The sequence below is a fragment of the Alloactinosynnema sp. L-07 genome (assembly GCF_900070365.1).
GTDB lineage: Bacteria > Actinomycetota > Actinomycetes > Mycobacteriales > Pseudonocardiaceae > Actinokineospora.
Window position 1 is genome coordinate 1538848 of record NZ_LN850107.1, and the last position, 17574, is coordinate 1556421.

The window sequence follows — 17574 nt, forward strand, 5'->3', positions numbered from 1 at the left end:
GGTGACCAGGTCGGGGCAGGCTAGAGACAGGCACGGCCACCTCGGAGGCTCGCTATGACTGATTGGGTGTTCGACTTCGTCCACGGCGACAAGGACAGCAAGGACCTGCTGGGCGGCAAGGGCGCCAACCTCGCCGAGATGACCAGGCTCGGGCTGCCCGTGCCCCCCGGGTTCACCATCACCACCGAGGCGTGCCGCGCCTACCTGGCCGACGGGGTCGAGCCGTCCGCCCTGCGGGTTCAGGTGACCATGGCCCTGCGCAGGCTGGAGAATCAGCTCGGCAGGCGGCTGGGCGACGTGGTCGACCCGCTGCTGGTCAGCGTGCGGTCCGGGGCCAAGTTCTCGATGCCCGGCATGATGGAGACGGTCCTCAACGTCGGCCTGAACGACTATTCCGTGGTCGGGCTGGCCGAGGCGGCGCAGGACAAGCGGTTCGCCTGGGACTCCTACCGCAGGCTGCTGCAGATGTTCGGCCGGACCGTCCTGGGGGTCGGTCCCGAAGTGTTCGAGCACGCCTGGTCGACGCTGAAAGAGGAGCGCTCCGCCGCGGCGGACACCGACCTGTCCGCCGACGACCTGGTCGAGGCGGTCCAGCGGTTCAAGGCCCTGATCGTCGAGCACACCGGCCGCGAGTTCCCGCAGGACCCGCGCGAGCAGCTCGACATGTCCACCCGCGCGGTGTTCGACTCCTGGAACACCGCTCGGGCGCGGATCTACCGGCGCCGGGAGCGGATCCCGCACGACCTGGGCACCGCGGTCAACGTCTGCGCGATGGTGTTCGGCAATCTGGGGGAGACCTCGGGCACCGGGGTCTGCTTCACCCGCGATCCGGCTTCCGGCCGCACCGGGGTCTACGGCGACTACCTGCCCAACGCCCAGGGCGAGGACGTCGTCGCCGGTATCCGCACGCCGCTGGCGCTCGCGGAGTTCGATCGGCTCGACCCGAAGTCGGCCATGGAGCTGCGCACCGCGATGCGCAGGCTGGAGACGCACTACCGCGACCTGTGCGACATCGAGTTCACCGTCGAGCGGGGCAAGCTCTGGCTCCTGCAGACCAGGGTCGGCAAGCGCACGCCCGCCGCCGCGTTCCGGATCGCCGCGCAGCTCGTCGACGAGCAGCTGATCACCCTGGACGAGGCGCTCTCCCGGGTGACCGGGCAGCAGTTCGTCCAGCTGATGTTCCCGCAGTTCGACCCGAAGGCGCCCCGGCGCCTGGTGACCACCGGGCTGGCCGCCTCACCCGGCGCGGCGACCGGCCGCGCGGTGTTCGACTCGGCCGCCGCCGTCAGCTGGGCCGCGCGCGGCGAGCCGGTGATCCTGGTCCGGCGCGAGACCAACCCCGACGACCTCGAAGGCATGATCGCCGCGGCCGGGGTGCTCACCGCCCGGGGCGGGAAGACCTCGCACGCGGCCGTGGTCGCCCGCGGCATGGGCCGCACCTGCGTGTGCGGGGCCGAGGAACTCGATGTCGACCCGGTCGCGCGGGTCGCCAGGGCGCGCGGGGTCACCTTCGCCGAGGGCGACATGATCGGCCTCGACGGGGGCACCGGCGAAGTGTTCCTCGGCGAGGTCCCGGTGGTGGACTCGCCGGTGTCGCGCTATCTGGCCGAAGGCATCGACGCGGCGCTGCGCGACGCCGACGAGGAGATCGCCGAGCTGGTCCGGGCCGTCGACCTCCTGCTCAGCCACGCCGACGAGGTGCGCACCCTGCGCGTTCGCGCCAACGCCGACAGCGGGGAGGACGCCCGCCGCGCCCGAGCGCTTGGCGCACAGGGAATCGGGCTGTGCCGGACCGAGCACATGTTCCTCGGCGAACGCCGGGAGCTGATCGAGCGGGTCATCCTCGCCGAAGCGGGCGAAGACCGCGACGAGGCACTGAGCCTGTTGCTTCCGGTGCAGCGCACCGACTTCCTCGACCTCCTCGCGGCGATGGCGAGTCTGCCCGTCACCATCCGGCTGCTCGACCCCCCGCTGCACGAGTTCCTCCCGGACCGGGCCGACCTGCTGGTCCGGGTCGCCAGGGCGCAGGAACGCGGCGAGCCGACCGACGTCGACGCCCGGCTGCTGGCCGCGGTGGAACGCCTGCACGAGTCAAACCCGATGCTGGGCCTGCGCGGCGTGCGGCTCGGGCTGGTGGTGCCTGGACTGTTCAAACTCCAGGTCAGGGCGATCGCGGAGGCCGCGGCGGAACTGCTGGCCCAGGGGATCGATGCCCGGCCGGAGATCATGGTCCCGCTGGTCGGCAGCGCGATGGAGCTGCACCTGATCCGCCAGGAGATCGTCGAGGTCGTGGCCGAGGTCGCCAAGGAACATGGCGTCGAGCTGACCTTCCCCATCGGCACGATGATCGAACTGCCGCGGGCGGCGCTGACCGCGGACCGGATCGCCGAGGAGGCCGAGTTCTTCTCCTTCGGCACCAACGACCTCACCCAGACGACCTGGGGCTTCTCCCGCGACGACGTGGAGGCCGGGTTCTTCGCGACCTATCTGGACAAGGGCGTGTTCACCGTCTCGCCGTTCGAGACGCTCGACGAGATCGGGGTCGGCATGCTCATCGAGATCGCGGTCGAGCGCGGCCGAGCCAAGCGCCCGGACCTGCACCTGGGCGTGTGCGGGGAACACGGCGGTGACCCGGTGTCGATCCACTTCTTCCACCGCGCCGGTCTGGACTACGTCTCCTGCTCACCGTTCCGCGTACCGGTCGCACGGCTGGAAGCGGGCCGAGCCGCGATCGAGAGCGCCCATCGATAGTTCCTCAATAAATCACTCAATTCGTCCGAGCAATTCGCCCGTTTGGGTTCGCGGCGTCGACGATCGGTAGTCCACACTTTCGTGTCATAGTGCCTGTTTGGTGTTGTCGCCGATGACGCCGTCAGTAGCATCGAGTTGCTCACCGGATCAGTTCGCGTTATTTGATCACGGGTATGGAAAGTGGGCGAAATCGTGACGAATCTCGAAACCGACCGTGAATCGTTGACGGTGGTGGCGTCAGTGGCGTGTGCCCGGCACGCCGCCGCTGTGCGGGTACAGAATCGCGACCAGATCGACAACGTGCTGCTCCTGGCGGTGCTCGCCGCTGGCGCGAAGTACAACATCGGGACACAGAGCGACGAGTGGTACCGCACGTTCGACGACACGATCCAGACCGGCGCCGAGTGGGCCGTCGAAGCAGGCGTGTGGAAGCGCGTGACCCGTTCCACAGACACGTTCGACCTGGCCGAGATCCTCCCAGCAGGCACCGCGGCCGCGGAGAACGCGCTGCTCGCCGTCCGCGCCGAGCACTACCCGCTGCGGGGCGCGCTGCGGTTCGGCGCGATAGCGGGCAAGGAGGCCGCGGTCCTCTGCGCGGTGTCGGATCTGACCGCGCGGCCGGGCACGTTGAGTGTCGTGCTTGGCGCGGTCGCCTTTGTGTTCAAGTCCGACCTGCCGGTCGACGACCCGCTGGCGACGCGCCCGTGGGTCGAGGTGGCCGACGCTTTCCTGCGGGTGTCGAAGTACTCGATCGACACCACCGAACCGGGCTACGACACGATCCAGGAAAGGATCAAAAAAGCACTTGGCGACCGAGTGAAGAAATACCTCTACCGCACACCGATCGAGTGAAACGAGGAGACCGATGATCACCAAGGAAGCTCGCTTCGTGCCCGACAGTGAAGTCGAACTGCCTATTCCCGGGCAGCGCGATCGGGCGGTGGACTACCTGGAGAACTTGCGACTCGCCGACGTCGACACCCAAATCCGTCCCGGCGCGCCGGGCGTCTTCCTGCCGACCGGTGACACCTTCGGGACCTCGAAGGTGACTCCGGCGAACGACAACTCCGCCGCCCAGGACACGATCGTCGCCCCAGACCAGATGACCGACGCGAACTACAAGGCGGTCATGCGGACAAAGCTGCTGGCGCAGATGGCCGCCCGCACCGCGTTCGACGTCAACCGGCAGACCGACGAGTACTACAAGAAGTACGTCGAGGTCCTCGGCTACTGCGGCTGGGTGCAGAACTACAGCAAGTGGAAGCAGTACACGGGGTCGAGCGCGAGCCTGGAGATCAACCAGGTGCTTGTCGATCTGCTGACGGGCTTGCTGGTCGGCCCGCAGCTGGGCCTGCTGGAGACCGCGCTGAGCGTGTTGAAGACCGGATACTCGGCCAACGAGCAGATCCGCCTGCTCGGCAAGGACAAGGCATCGGACAAGGAGGTCAACTTCGACCTCGGCGTCGTCGGCGAGGACGCCCAAAACTGGCCGACGTTCAAGCCGGTCTTCTTCGCGATCGAGGCCGAGTCGAACACGACGAACATCCTGTTCGCCACCCTGAAGGCCTCCAACACGACGATCTTCTACGCGACGTCGGACCAGACCCTGGACATGGAGCACTACGCGACGGTCAAGGCCTCCGTCGAGTCCAAGACGGAGGAAGCGGCGAAGAAGTACATCGAGAACCTGGCCATCGCCGAGTGAGTTCGGCGCCAAGCCGTGGTGGCCCGGACCGGGCCACCACGGCTGCGCCTAATCCAGTGATCCGAGCAGGAGGTTCGCGTCGGCGGCCGGGTCGGTGCCCAGGTAGAACTCGCGGATGCCGTTGAGGGCTTCCTCCGTCGTCACGTGCCCGTCGCCGTTGTGGTCGAGGAGGTCGAAGGAGGTGCTCGCCTCGTCGGCGGACTGGCCGAGGTACCCGGTGGCCCAGTTCAGCCACTCCGCGCGGTCGAGCCTGCCGTCGCCGTCGGCGTCGGCCAGGTGCATGGTCAGGCGGATCAGAGGCGCGTACAGCTCCTCGAAGGCTTCCGGGTGGTCGACGATCAGGCTGGTGAACGCCGCGACGTACTCCGGCTCGGTGATCTTGCCGTTGTCGTCGGTGTCGGCGGCGGTGGCCAGCGAGTCCCACTGGTGGACCAGGGTCTCGTGGACTACCTGGTGCTCCGGCGACCCGATGGCGTAACCCAGGCCGACGGCGAGCCTGCGGGCGCGACGGATGAAGTCGACCTGCTCGATCACCCCGTTGCCGTCGTAGTCCCACGCCTGGAACCGGCGCGCGAGCTTCTTGGCCACAAGATCCACAGCGACCTCCACCAGACGAAAACGTACCGCCACGCTACCCCGCAACGGGGAGATGTTCTTGCAGGACTGTATCCGCTGAGCCCGATGGAGGACCGATGCCAGCCAAACGGAAAGCCGAGAGCGCCAAGACCCAGGACCGGCCGCTGGACCTGGCCGTGGGACTCGACTCGGCGCTCGCCCGGATCCGCCTCGGCGCGATCGGCGGCGGACGGGTCGACCGCGCGATCGCGGAGGCCGGACCCGGCGAGAGCCGAACGATCTTCGACCTCAACGGCGCACCGCTGTTCCACGACGTCGACCTCGACGGCCGCGAGGGCACGGTGGGGGTCGCCCGGATCGCCGCGAGCGAGACCATCGGCACACCGCTGGTCAGCCTGGAGGTCAGGCCGCGTCGCTGGGACCCGGACGCGGCACTGAAGAACGCGCCCAAGGCCGCGACCGCGCTGTACCCCAAGGCGAAGGTCGTCGACACCCAGCTCGTCATGTACTGCTACCCGAAGGTCGGCGTCCGGGTCACCCTCGACGACCCCGAACGCAAGGGCCAGGTCGACGTCATCCTGGACGCCTCGGACCTCAAGCCGGTGGTCAACATCGGTGGTGACGAACTCGAAGGATCGACCGCGTACTCGTACTACGCCGAAGTCGTCGAACCCCGCCTGCAGGAGCGGACCCGCCGCCACTCCCGCGACGCCGAGCACGTCGAGGTGCTGCGCAAGACCGTGCCCGAGCTGTTCGAGCGCAAATTCACCCTGACCCCGGCGCTGACCGAGCGGCTCGCCTCGGCGGGGAAGTTCTACTGGCTGATCAACAGCGAGCGCGTGCTGCCCTACGCCCCGCGCTGCGACCAGTCCGAGGACTTCCAGCTGCGCGCGCAGCAGACCAATGTGTACTGCGCGGTCGCCACCGGCCAGATGATCCTTGACTTCCACCGCTGGTACTACACGCAAGACCAGATCGCCGCCGCCATGAACACCGGCTCCGGTGGCACGACCAACCCCGACCAGGTTGCCGGCTACGAGTCGCTGACCAACGACTCGTTCGTCGCCACCTACGACACCACCGCCCTGTGGTCGGAGGCCAAGGCCGAGATCAACGCGGGCCGCCCCCTCAAGAGCGGCATCCCCGGCCACGCCCGCGCCTGTGACGGGTGGCGCAAGACGTTCAACTTCGCCGCCAGCGCCTACGACCACGCGGTGCGCATCTACGACCCGTGGCCATGGAACGCGAACATCTGCGAAGGTGGAGCGGTGTACTGGGAAGACTGGGACGCCGTGACCCACACCAACTGGATCTTCGTCAGGCACGCCTGACCATGATCGACGCCGACGCCGCCCGTGCCGCCGCCGAACAGCGGCGCACGGTCGCGTCGCGCACCCAACCCGACTGGGCCGCCGCCCGAACGGGTGAGCCCCAACTTGTCCACACCATCGATGGCCACCCGTCGTACTGGGTCTGTCCCATCATCGACTCCGGCGTCCTGCGCGGCTTCGTCCGCGTGACGGCCGACGGAAAGGTCGCCGCCCACGGCACCTTCGGCGGCGCACCCACCGTCGTCACCGGCATCACCGCGGATCAAGCCGCCGAGGCCGCCCGCACCTGGGCCCCGACGGGCGCCCAGATCGGGACCCCCCTCTACGTGCACGACGGCCCCCCTGGACGCGAGGCGTGGCGGGTCGATATCCACGAGGGGGACACGACGACTGTTCTCATGGTCGGTCCAGGTGGTGCGTACGAGTGGGCACCTCGCGACCCGACCCTCGAGTGAGCCGCACACTCAGACCCGCCACTCACCGGCGACCATCAGGTCCCGGCCCGCGATCTCGTTGGCCTCGCGCCAGGCCTGGATCAGTTCGGGTCGGATGCGGAAGTACGGGTAGTCGCGCTGTTCGCGGGGGTCGAATCCGGTCTTCGCGGCGAACTCGTCGGCGACTTCGGCGGTGATCTCGTCGGCGATCGCCGCGGATCCCTCGATGAGCACCACGTCGCGCGTCGACCCGATAGTGAGGCGGACCCGCCCGACCGCCCGGAGGTTCCGGGCGGTCGGGTTGGTGGCCGCCGTCGAGATCAGCAGCGTCTCGCCGTCCCAGAGGAACGAGAGCGGCACCAGATAGGGCGTGGCCGCTGGACCGGCGGTGGCCACCCAGGCGTCGACGTCGTGGTCGAGCCGGTGCAGGGTGTCCTTTTTGCGCTGCTCGGGCGGCCGGGGCGGGGGAGCCATGGCGTCAGCTCACCGCTCGCTTCACGAGTTCGCCGATTCGCTTCTCGTCCGCGGGGGTCAGCTTCGTCAGCGCGAAGGCGGTCGGCCACATGGTGCCGTCGTCGAGGTTGGCGATGTCGTTGAAGCCGAGGGTCGCGTAGCGCGCCTTGAACTTGTCCGCGTTCTGGAAGAAGCAGACGATCTTGCCGTCCTTGACGTAGGCGGGCATCCCGTACCAGAGCTTCGACGTGAGTTCCGGCGCGCTGGCCTTGACGATCTCGTGGATCCGCTCGGCCAGGGCCCGGTCCGGTTCCGGCATGCCTGCGATCTTCGCGAGCACATCGGCCTCCGCGTCGGCCTTGGCCGTGCGCGGGTTGCGCCGCGCGGCCTTCTTCAGTTCCTGGGCGTGCTCCTTCATCGCGGCGCGCTCGTCGGCGCTGAAACCCTCGTGCTTCGGGTTGGTCTTCGTGGTCATCGTGGTTCTCCTCTTCTGCGAATTCGGGGTTGTCAGAGGTCCTGGAGCAGGCCGAGGACGTTGCCGTCGGGGTCGGTGATGGTGGCGACCAGGCGGCCGCCACCGACGTCGCCGACCGGCTCGCGCACGGTCGCGCCCGCGCTGGTGACCTCGGCGAGCTTCGCCTCGATGTCCGGCACGTGCCAGTAGGCCACCGGCGAGGTCATGCCCTGCGGTCCGCCGCCCGGCACCAGCCCGATGTGCTGGCCCTCGACCTCGAAGCCGACGTAGTAGGACTCGTCGGTCTGCGGCGCGATGCCGAGCAGCGCGGTGTACACCGCCTTGGCCGCGGCCAGGTCGGAGACGGGGTGCAGCACGGTCTTGACACCGAGGGTGGAAGACATCGTCACTCCTTGATTCGGATCGGGTGTGGCCGGTGATGGCCACGGGTAAAGCCTCTCCCGAATGCGGCCCGCCGACATCCGTGGCGACCACGGGGACCACCACTGAGTCCACACGGGATGGGGCAGGATGAGGCCCGTGGCGGCTCAGGCGGGGATCTCAACCAGGGAGGCCGAGGTGCTGTCCCTGCTCGGGGAGCACCTCAGCAACGCGGAGATCGGTGCGCGACTATTCATCTCCGTCCGCACCGTCGAGACCCACGTGTCCTCGCTGTTGCGCAAGCTCGGCGCCCCGGACCGGCGGGCGCTCGCCCAGCTCGCGACCGAATGGAGCCGGGCCGCGCGCGGTGGCAACGTGGCGTTGGGTCTGCCCGCGCCGGTCACCTCGTTCGTCGGCCGCGCGCGGGAGCGGGCGGCGCTTGTCGAGGCGGTCAACGCGCACCGCCAGGTGAGCGCGGTCGGACCGGGCGGGGTGGGGAAGACCCGGCTGGCGCTCGCGGTCGCGGCGCAGACCTCCGGCGACTTCGCCGACGGCGTGTGGTTCGTCGACCTCGTCCCGGTCACCGACCCGGCGATGGTCGGCGCGGCGGTGGCGGCGGCGGTCGGCATCGGTGAGCAGCAGAACCGCGGCATGGACGAGTCGGTGATCGCCGCGCTGGCCGACCGGCATGCCCTGCTGGTACTCGACAACTGCGAGCACGTGCGTGACGGCGTGGCGCCGTTCCTGGAGCGGCTGCTCGCGGGCTGCCCGCGGCTGACCGTGCTGGCCACCAGCCGGGCCCGGCTGATGGTGCCCTTCGAGCGCGTCCAGCCCATCCCGCCGCTGTCGCTGACCGGTGACAGCGACTCCGACGCGGTCGCGCTGTTCCTCGACCGCGCCGCCGCGGTCGGCTGGCCGCTGGCGCCGGACCAGCACGACCAGGCCGCCGAGATCTGCCAGGGACTGGACGGCGTGGCGCTGGCGATCGAACTGGCGGCCGCCCGGTTGCCCACGCTCGGCCTGGACGGCCTCGCGGGCACCCTCTCCGACCAGCTCCGGCTGCTGAGCGGCGGCGCCAGGGCCGACGACCGGCACCGCTCGGTGCGGGCAACGCTGGAGTGGAGCCACGCCCTCCTGGAACCGGCCGACCGCACGCTGCTGCGCCGGATCGCGGTCCTCGTGGCCCCGTTCCCGGTGGACGCCGCCTGCCAGGTCGCCGGGTTCGCGCCGCTCGAACCGGCCGCGGTGATGGACGGGCTGGCCCGGCTCACCGAACACAGCATGCTCACTGTGGTCCCGGCCGCGGGCGGCACGCGCTATCGCACGCTGGAGACCATCCGCCAATTCGGCGTCGAGCAACTGTCCAGTGCGGGCGAGCTCGCCGATGTCCGGTCCCGCCACCTGCGCTGGTGCTCGACGATCGCCACCGAGCTGGCGCGGGACACGTCGCCCGGCACCGGGGCGTGGCGGGCCAGGTTCGACGCGGCGGCCGATGACATCCGGGCCGCGCTCGGGTGGGCGGCAGGCGAGCCCGATCACCGGGCCGACGCGTGCGACCTGGCACTCTCCTTGGCCCAGCTGACTTTCAGCCGGAACCTGGTCGGCGAGGCCCAGCAGCGTTACGAACAGGCGGCGTCGCTCGCCGATGCCCCGGTCATCGCCGGGGCAGCGCTCCGGCACGCCGCAGCCGTGGCGGGCTGCCGGATGCGCGGCGAGGACATGTACCGGCTCCACCGCGCCGCCGCGGACTCGGCGCGGACCGCGGGGGACACCGCCGGGGCCGCCCACGACCTGGCCACGGCCGCGGCCACCGGCTATCGGTTCGCGGGCGCGTTCGCCCAGCCGCCACCGCCGGGTGCGGCGGCGGCGCTGCTGACCGCTGCCCGCGAACTGGCGGACGACGAGCCGCTAGCCGCGGCCGCGATAGCGCTGGCCGAGTGCGGGGTCCTCAGCGAGGCCGCCGATTCGACGGTGCCGAAGGCGATCGCGCGCGCCGAGAAGGCAGTGGACCTGGCGCGGGGCACCGGCGATCCGCTCGCCCAGAGCGCGGCGCTCGACGCGCTCACCGCCGCCCAGTGCTGGGCGGGCGACACCTTCGCCACCGCGGCAACTACCCGCAGGCGAGTCGAGTTGCTCGCCTCGGCACCCGTGACGCCCGCCAGCGCGCTTGAGCGGGTGAACGCGCTCTCCGAGGCGGCCGAGACCTGCGTCGGCGTGGGTGACATCGCCGGGGCCCGCCGGTGGGGCGAGCAGCTTCGCGACTTGCCCCTGCTGGCCGAGCGAGGCGACTTCGCCACGTCCCGGCTGCTGGTGGCGGACGCGCTGGCGGGCAATGTCGCCGACGTGCTCGCGGGCAGCAGACGATTCCTCGACGCGTGGGAGCGCTCCGAGAGCCTGCACGCGCCCAACCTCGCCATGGCGGCGGCCGCTGTGGCGATGGTCCATGGCCTGCGCGGCGACGACCGGGCGAGAGCCGAGTGGCTGGCCGTCGTCGACGAGCTCGGTATCGCGCCGGATCAGAAAGCGGGCTACGGCGCGGTATTCGACGCAATCGCCCTGCTGCACCAAGGTCAGGCCGACCAGGCCTTGGCGAGGGTGGCCGACGAACCCGACGAGATGGACGAGTGGGTCATCTGGGTGTGGCGGCACTGGTACCTCGCGCTGCGCGCCGAGGCGGCCGCGCTCACCGGGTCTCCCGACGCGCGGCACCGCATCGACGCCGCCCGGGCGGTCGTGGCGGGCAATCCGATCGCCGACGCCCAACTGGAGCGGGCGGCGGCTCTGCTCGATGGCGACCAGGACCGGATGCTGGCCGCCGCCGCGGCTTTCGACGTCGCGGGCTGCCGCTACCAGTGGGCGCGGACGCTCGTGCTCACCGGCGGCGACCACGCCGAGACCGGCGCGGCGGCCCTGGCCGACATCGAACTGGCCCCGATGGCCGGTCCACACGCATGATCAGGCAGCACGGTGTCCACAAGGGATACTGCGGGTGCTCAGCGGGCGCGGTCGTAGACCACGGCGATCTCGCCCAAGCCGCCGGTCTCCTGGTCACTTGACGCGGTCATCGATGCGATTGTGGCAATTGAGTCCTTTGTGCTCGGTTCGGCCCTGGATGCCGTCGCGCCGGCGACGATGTTCGATCCCGGCCTACACGCCCAAGTCGTGCCGACCTTCGCCTCGGCCGTAGCCGCCCGCAACAAGCGAGCCAAAGCGAGAAACCTCGCAGTGGCCGACCTATCCTTCACCGTTGGCCTACGTGCGATGATCGACGGCCGAGCGTCCCAATTGGACGCACAAGCAGAGCGCGCATAGGTGGGCTCGTTCGTGCTTCGACTGCTGGGGTCGCTCCCTCGTTTTCTAGCGTCTTATCCGGAAACAGGGCTGTCAAGGGCGCCTGCGGCGTCGCTGCGCGATCAGCAAGCTGACCCTTGACAGCCCTGTTTCCGGATAAGGGATTGCCGGGACGAGGGTGCAGGGGGAAGAGCAGGGACCTGCGGTCCCCTTAGGGCAGTCTGGTCAGCTGGCTAGGCAATCGCAGGTTGATCGTGAGTGGCGCAGTGGATGCCGCCGCCACCTGAGGCTATTGCGTCGATCGACACTGGGACAATCTCCCGATCCGGAAAGTTGTCCCGGATGATCTGTGCGGCACGGTTGTCGGCCGCCGCATCGCCGAATTTCGGGATGAACACAGCTTTGTCGGCGACGTAGAAGTTGAGATACGTGGACACAAAGTCGTCCCCAGTCCCGGTGATCTTGTCCGGGTCAGGCTGGGGCAGGTCCACGACCGTGAACGGCTTCCCATGAGCGTCAGTGTTCGCGCTCAGTACTTCCTTGGCCTGGTCAGCAGACCGCGACCAGTGATCAGGTGCCAGGCCGGGAAAGGCGCGATCCAGCAAAACCGCGCCGGACGCGGTAAAACGCACGAGGCAGTCGATGTGCGCGTCGGTGATGTCCTGGCCGCGCACGCCTTCAAACCAGATCACCTTCCGCACACCGAGCACCCGCTTGAGTTCGGCCTCGATCTCGTCGCGGGTCTTGCCCGGGTTCCGGTTCTCGTTGACGATCGAACTCTCGGTCACCAGCAACGTGCCCGCGCCGTCGGTCTCCAACGAACCGCCCTCGGTAACCAGCCACGTGTCCACGCTAGGAATCTTGTACTTGCCCAGGACGGCCGCGGCAGCGGCGGCATCCGAGTCGTGTGGGTTCTGCTTGTTGCCCCAGCCGTTGAAGTGGAAGTCGACGCCCTTGAGTGTGCCCGCCTCCTCGATGAACACCGGCAGGGTGTCGCGGGCCCACAGGTCGTTTACCGCGATCGGGATGACCTCGACGTCGTCGCCACAGGCGCGCTGGGCTTGGTCGGCATCCTCGGGCCGGGCGAGCATGACCACCGGCTGAAACTCGCCGATGGCCCTCGCCAGGCCTGCTATGTCGCCCCGCACCGCGGCGGTGTCCTCCATCCAGATCGCCTTGGTGGGCCACGACATGAACGTTCGCGACTGCCGTTCCCACTCCGCGCCGAACCGGCGTTCGGCCTGCGGCGTGCTCGTGGCGGGACCACGGGGGACGGTCGTCTCTGCGGTCGTCGGCGGCACTGGCTCGGTGCACGACACGGCGCCGAGGGTCAGCACGCCGCTCAGGGATCGCAGCACGGTTCGGCGCGACAGTGCGGTTTGAAGGGTGGACACGGGCCCATCGTGACACTGACTGGATTTTCAGTCAAACGGCGGCTCCACTAGCGTGAGCCTGTGTCGGAGCGACAGAAGTCGATTTTGGAAGCGGCGGTGCGGGTGATCGCGCGGACCGGGGTACGCGGGCTGCGCGTCGAGGAACTCGCGGCCGAAGCCGGTGTCTCCACGGCGCTGATCTACTACCACTTCGGGGATCGCGCCGGGTTGCTGCGCCAGACCCTGGAGTTCGTCAGCGACACGGCCGGGGACTACACCACGGAAGCGGCGGCCGCCGCCGAGAACCCGCGTGCCGAGCTTGAACTGCTGCTCCTGCTGGAGATCCAGGACAACCCCGTGACCCGCGCCAACAGCGTGGCCTGGGGCGAGCTACGGGCCAGTGCGGTCTTCGACGACGGCCTGCGCGAGCAACTCAGCGACTCGACCGCCGTCTGGGTGGGCGAGGTCGCCGACGTCATCCAGCGCGCGATGGCGGCCGGACTCATCCCGGCCACGGTCGACCCGGTCGACGCCGCCGAGCGGCTCACGGCCCTGGTCGAGGGCCTCAGCGAACGCTGGTTGAGTGGCTCGATGGCGGTCGGCCGGGCACAGGAACTTCTCCGCGCCGCGATCACGATGGAGCTCGGCGACGGCTGAGTGGAACCTCCTGGCGGTCGGCGGTGTACTCCTATCCATAGACGCACTGACGGGAGCAACGCGGATCGACGCGGACGCGGAAGCCGTGGCCAGGGTGCGCGCCGGGGACGCGGGCGCGTACGGCGATCTCGTGCGCGCTCACGCCGGTGTCGCGCTGCGGGTCGCGGTGCTGCTCGGCGCGGGCGCGGACGCGGAGGACGTCGTGCAGGAGTCGCTGGTCAAGGCGTATCGGGCGCTGGGCGGGTTCCGGGACGGCGCCCCGTTCCGGCCGTGGCTGCTGCGGATCGTGGCCAACGAGACGAACAACCTGCGGCGTTCGGCCCGGCGGCGCGGCGCGACCGAGGTGGCCGCCCTGTTGCCGGAGCCGGTGGCGGACCCGGAGCTGTCGGTGCAGGCCAGGGCCCAGCGCGCGGAGCTGGTCCGGGCGGTCGAGGTGCTCCCCGAGTCCTATCGGCTGGTGGTGACCTGTCGCTATCTGCTCGACCTGGACGAACGGGAGACCGCGACCGTGCTCGGCTGGCCGCGCGGCACCGTGAAGTCACGGCTGTCGCGCGCGCTGCGGCGGCTGCGTACGTCGCTCGAAACGGACCCCGCCGATGACTGATCCCCTGATCCGCGACCTGCGCGCGCTCGGTGCGAGCCTTCCGGCCCCCGAGCCCGCCGCCGAGCTGACGGCGGCGGTCCTCGCGCGCGTGGCCACGGAGCCCGTGCCGGTCAAGGCCGGGCGGTTCCGTCGGATCGTCTGGTGGGCGCGGGCCCGCTGGCGGGCGCTGGTGTCGCTGCTGACCGGCTTGGTGCTGGTCGGCGCGCTCACGCCGCCGGTGCGCGCCGCGGTGGCGGAGTGGTTCGGGTTCGGCGCGGTCGAGATCCGCACCTCGACCGGGGCGGGCCCGTCGACCGCGCCCGCGCCGCCGACGGCGCTCGGTGCCGTCACCCTCGACCAGGCGCGCACCATGGTGGCGTTCGACGTGGTGGTGCCGGAGGCGCTCGGGCCGCCCGCGGCGACCTGGGTCTCGGCCGACCGGGTGGCCGTGTCGATGTCATGGACGGGGGGACCCGACGGGCCGGTGCGGCTGGACCAGGTCGGCCAGCGGCTCGCGCCGTACTTCGTCAAGACCGTTTACGACGAGGTCGAGTTCACCTCCGTCGGAGGGGCAGAGGCGCTGTGGCTGCCGCGCCCGCACCACATCGTCGTGCAGGCGCCCGACGGGTCACAGCGCACCGAGCCCGCGCGGCTGGCCGGGCGCACGCTCATCTGGCAGTCGGGGAACGTCACCCTCCGGCTGGAAGGCGACCTGGACCGGGAACGCGCGGTGGCGATCGCCGAGTCCGCCCGCTGAACCGGAACCAGGCGGCGGCGGGCGGTGTAGTCAGGGCAGCCAACACAAGGAGGCCCCGCCATGCGCGCCACCATCCTGCCCTTGCTCGCCGCGATCGGCTTGCTCGTCCTCGGTGCGCCGCCCGCCTCGGCGGGCGGCCCGACCAGCGTGCTGCTCGCCTCGCCCGAACACGAGCGGGTCGCGGCGATCTACCACACCGACTCCGCCTACAAGCGACTCGAGAACGCCGTCGTGGGTGGCAGCACGGCGCCCGCCGACGAGTCCAGCCCGTACGTCACCGCAGCGTGGCTGATCCACGATGTCGAGGTCTGGCGCACCGACCGCATCTACCTCACGTCATCGGGGCCGGTCATCGAGACCAGGACCATCAGCCCGGACGGGGGCAATATCTGGGATGCCCCCGCGACCTGGCACACCAGCTCGTCACCCCGCGAACTGGCCGTCTTGCTCGACACCCTCGGCGTCACCACCAAGTCCGTGCAGATCGTCGACACCGCCGCGACCACCCTCGCCGCCGCGGAACCCGTCGCGGCGCCCCGGGATGTCCGATGGGAGTGGGGAATCGGCGGCCTCGCCGTCGGCGCTCTGCTCACCGCGGCTGTCGTGCGCGTACAGCGAGTCCGGCAAGCCAAGTTGATCAGCTAATGCGTTGACCACGGACGTTCGCCGGGTATCGGCCTGTCCACGGCGTGGCTGGTAAGGCGGAGGGAAGACCGTAGTACCGGGTTGTACTTGGGCTTTCCGACAACGCAGCCAGGCGCGTCGTGGGCAGGTCGAGACCCGGTGAAGGTTCGTGGTCAACGCACTAGCAGCCTTCATCGCCCGTGAGTCGTTTGAGGAGAGCGAATCCGGCACGGTCGACCGACGCCGAGGTCGCTGACAGGATGACCACCCCGGTTCCCGCCGGGCGGTCGAGGCCCAGCCAGGAGCTGAATCCGCCGGTCCCGCCATTGTGCCAGGTGACGGACCGCTCGCCACGGCCGAAGGTGAGCCACGCGGCGCCGATGCGGGCTGGGCCCGCGAAGCCTGAGACCGGGTCCAGCGCGGCCATGCCGGGAGCGGAACCGTCGAGCAGAGCGGCGGTGAGGCGAGCCATGTCCCCGATCGAGGCGCGGATGCCGCCCGCGGGCCCGAGGGCCTCGCCGGTCCACGGTTGCTGCTCCCGGCCTTTCTTGTTCTTGCCGACCAAGGCGTCGGGCCGCAGCTGGTCCGGACTGGCGGGTACCGAGCAGGTGTCGAGACGGAGCGGTTCGGCGATCCGCAGGCGGACGAGATCCTGGTAGGTCAGGCCCGCCGCGCGCGCGATCGCGTGGCCGAGCAACTGGTAGCCGAGGTTGGAGTAGCGGCCGCGCGGCTTCCCGAGCTTCACCGTTCGCGCCTGGGCGATGAGCTCGTCCAGGCTGTCCCCGTAAGGATTCGTGCCGTGGCGCCACAGCGCGATAGTTCGCCGCAGCGGCGCCGCCGACTTGGGCAGCCTCGGCAGACCCGAGTGGTGGGTGCTGATCGACGCGAGCGTCACGCCCCCCGCCGGGGTGTCGGCGAGCGGCAACAGCTCGCCGAGCTTGGTCGACTCGGCGATCTCCCCGCGCGCGAGCGCGTCGACGTAGAGCAGGCCGGTGATCCCCTTGGAGATCGAGCCGATCTCGAAGTCCGCGGCGGAGTCGGCGCCGACACTCGCCACCCGGGTACCCCGAGGCGACACCGCGGCGACGGCGAACGGCCGGTGCCGATCACCGGCGAACTCGCGCACGCTCTCCGCGAGCGTCGCATCCCCATGCACATCCGTCACCGTTGGACTCCCGACCTGGCCGCGTACCGCCGACGCCCGCCATTATCGTCGGCCGCGCGCCGACTGTTGTGGACAGAGCGTTGCCTGCCTGTGCGGCCGTTCGGTTCAGGTCACGGGGCGGACTGCCAGGTCCCGTTCTTGACCGACTCGATGTACGGGTCGTACGCGGAGGTGTCGCCGCCTATCAGCGACCAGTAGTCGGCCAGGATCGAAGCCTGTTCCTCGTAGCCGAAGTCGCCGAACGGCTGCCCAGCGGCGGCGGCGTCGCGCAGGCCTTGCTCGCCGCCGTAGTCGTAGTCGCCGCCAAGGGCGGAGAGGATAAGGCCGGGGACAGACGCGCCCTGCTGGTATTGCCAGCAGTGGCCGAGTTCGTGGATGAGCCACTTCATGAAGCCCGACGGCGGGCTGGCGAGGGTGCCGACGGGGAAGTAGATCTCGTCGGGAAGCGTGCGCGCGTAGCCGCCGACCGACATCACCGACGACTCGCAGACCAGGATGCCGGAGGTGTCCAACTGGTCGCCGTAGACCTGGTATGCCTCGCTGACCTCCTCGGACGTCAAGTGCCTGCAGTCGCTGTCCGCCTCTTCCTCGGCGGGGGCGTTCGGATCGGTGCCGGGGCCATTGCCATGCTGCCCGTCGTTCCCCGACGGCGGGGCGCCCCCCGAGCCGTCACCACCGGCCGAGGACCCACCGGAACCTGAGTCGTCGGGCTGGGATTGGGCATCCGCCAGCAGGTCCCACACGTACGAGTCGACGGTGTCGCCGTCGGGAAGGCCGTTCTGGGTGCGGAAGTGGCGCACCGCGTTGGCCGTGGCGTCGTCGAACTCGCCGTTCTCGGCGACCACGGTTTGTTGGTAGTGGTGGTTCAGCAACTGCTGCAGGTACTGCACCCACTCGGAGCTCTCACCGGGGGACAGGTCGGGTTGCCCAGCCATGGTGCCCTCATCTCCTCGCCGCCTCCGCGCAGTGTCCCGCCCCCACCGGGACGACCGCGCCGGTCAGGAGGTCGTTCCTTTGGGCACGCGGAAGCCGCCCTAGT

The 17574-nt window shown here is 70.0% G+C and carries 17 protein-coding genes; 10 read left to right on the plus strand and 7 right to left on the minus strand.

Annotated features, from left to right (window positions below):
- Positions 1-54: 54 nt before the first annotated feature.
- The 3 genes from ppdK (at position 55) to BN1701_RS07390 (ending at position 4456) form a co-directional block, all read left to right on the plus strand.
- Entirely contained in the window at positions 55-2751 is a 2697-nt protein-coding gene (ppdK, locus tag BN1701_RS07380) for a pyruvate, phosphate dikinase (protein ID WP_054046733.1), read from the plus strand.
- A 192-nt stretch (positions 2752-2943) separates the two neighbouring features.
- Positions 2944-3603, plus strand: a complete 660-nt coding sequence (locus tag BN1701_RS07385; RefSeq protein WP_157367807.1) for a hypothetical protein — start codon at positions 2944-2946, stop codon at positions 3601-3603.
- 13 nt (positions 3604-3616) lie between these two features.
- A complete protein-coding gene (locus BN1701_RS07390; protein ID WP_054046739.1) occupies positions 3617-4456 on the plus strand; it encodes a hypothetical protein in 840 nt (279 codons plus the stop codon).
- A 48-nt stretch (positions 4457-4504) separates the two neighbouring features.
- On the opposite strand, the gene BN1701_RS07395 is transcribed toward BN1701_RS07390, so the two are convergent.
- Positions 4505-5065 (minus strand): EF-hand domain-containing protein, encoded by a 561-nt coding sequence (locus tag BN1701_RS07395; protein ID WP_157367808.1) that lies wholly within the window; start codon positions 5063-5065, stop codon positions 4505-4507.
- A gap of 83 nt (positions 5066-5148) precedes the next feature.
- Between BN1701_RS07395 and BN1701_RS07400 the strand changes: the two genes are divergently transcribed.
- A complete protein-coding gene (locus BN1701_RS07400) occupies positions 5149-6363 on the plus strand; it encodes a hypothetical protein (protein ID WP_054046742.1) in 1215 nt (404 codons plus the stop codon).
- Between the two features lie 2 nt (positions 6364-6365).
- On the plus strand, positions 6366-6818 hold the full coding sequence (locus BN1701_RS07405; RefSeq protein ID WP_054046744.1) for a hypothetical protein: 453 nt from the start codon (positions 6366-6368) through the stop codon (positions 6816-6818).
- Positions 6819-6827: 9 nt separating this feature from the next.
- Here the strand turns inward: BN1701_RS07405 and BN1701_RS07410 are convergent, their stop codons facing one another.
- Genes BN1701_RS07410 through BN1701_RS07420 form a run of 3 tightly spaced genes read right to left on the minus strand, consistent with a single transcriptional unit; the run spans position 6828 to position 8108 of the window.
- Positions 6828-7271, minus strand: a complete 444-nt coding sequence (locus BN1701_RS07410; protein WP_054046746.1) for a pyridoxamine 5'-phosphate oxidase family protein — start codon at positions 7269-7271, stop codon at positions 6828-6830.
- A gap of 4 nt (positions 7272-7275) precedes the next feature.
- A complete protein-coding gene (locus tag BN1701_RS07415) occupies positions 7276-7725 on the minus strand; it encodes an iron chaperone (protein WP_054046748.1) in 450 nt (149 codons plus the stop codon).
- Positions 7726-7757: 32 nt separating this feature from the next.
- The gene (locus tag BN1701_RS07420) at positions 7758-8108 is read right to left on the minus strand and encodes a VOC family protein (RefSeq protein WP_197672058.1); all 351 of its coding nucleotides are present in this window, start codon (positions 8106-8108) and stop codon (positions 7758-7760) included.
- Positions 8109-8244: 136 nt separating this feature from the next.
- Here BN1701_RS07420 and BN1701_RS07425 point away from each other — a divergent pair, with 136 nt between their 5' ends.
- A complete protein-coding gene (locus BN1701_RS07425; RefSeq protein ID WP_197672059.1) occupies positions 8245-11040 on the plus strand; it encodes a LuxR C-terminal-related transcriptional regulator in 2796 nt (931 codons plus the stop codon).
- Positions 11041-11609: 569 nt separating this feature from the next.
- Here BN1701_RS07425 and BN1701_RS07435 read toward each other — a convergent pair.
- Entirely contained in the window at positions 11610-12770 is a 1161-nt protein-coding gene (locus tag BN1701_RS07435) for an agmatine/peptidylarginine deiminase (protein WP_054046756.1), read from the minus strand.
- Positions 12771-12830: 60 nt separating this feature from the next.
- Here BN1701_RS07435 and BN1701_RS07440 point away from each other — a divergent pair, with 60 nt between their 5' ends.
- From BN1701_RS07440 to BN1701_RS07455, 4 genes are all read left to right on the plus strand, one after another.
- Positions 12831-13406, plus strand: a complete 576-nt coding sequence (locus BN1701_RS07440; protein ID WP_054046759.1) for a TetR/AcrR family transcriptional regulator — start codon at positions 12831-12833, stop codon at positions 13404-13406.
- A gap of 85 nt (positions 13407-13491) precedes the next feature.
- Positions 13492-14010, plus strand: coding sequence for an RNA polymerase sigma factor (locus BN1701_RS07445; RefSeq protein ID WP_054046761.1), 519 nt, complete (start codon positions 13492-13494; stop codon positions 14008-14010).
- Positions 14003-14746: a hypothetical protein gene (locus BN1701_RS07450; protein ID WP_054046763.1), complete on the plus strand. Its 744-nt coding sequence runs from the start codon at positions 14003-14005 to the stop codon at positions 14744-14746. Before BN1701_RS07445 ends, BN1701_RS07450 begins: the two co-directional genes overlap by 8 nt.
- A gap of 60 nt (positions 14747-14806) precedes the next feature.
- Positions 14807-15391 carry a hypothetical protein gene (locus BN1701_RS07455; protein ID WP_054046764.1) on the plus strand — a complete coding sequence of 195 codons (585 nt, stop codon included), beginning with the start codon at positions 14807-14809 and terminating at the stop codon, positions 15389-15391.
- A gap of 160 nt (positions 15392-15551) precedes the next feature.
- On the opposite strand, the gene BN1701_RS07460 is transcribed toward BN1701_RS07455, so the two are convergent.
- Entirely contained in the window at positions 15552-16535 is a 984-nt protein-coding gene (locus BN1701_RS07460; RefSeq protein WP_054046766.1) for a serine hydrolase, read from the minus strand.
- Between the two features lie 110 nt (positions 16536-16645).
- On the minus strand, positions 16646-17470 hold the full coding sequence (locus BN1701_RS07465) for a peptidoglycan-binding protein (protein ID WP_054046768.1): 825 nt from the start codon (positions 17468-17470) through the stop codon (positions 16646-16648).
- Positions 17471-17574: the final 104 nt, after the last annotated feature.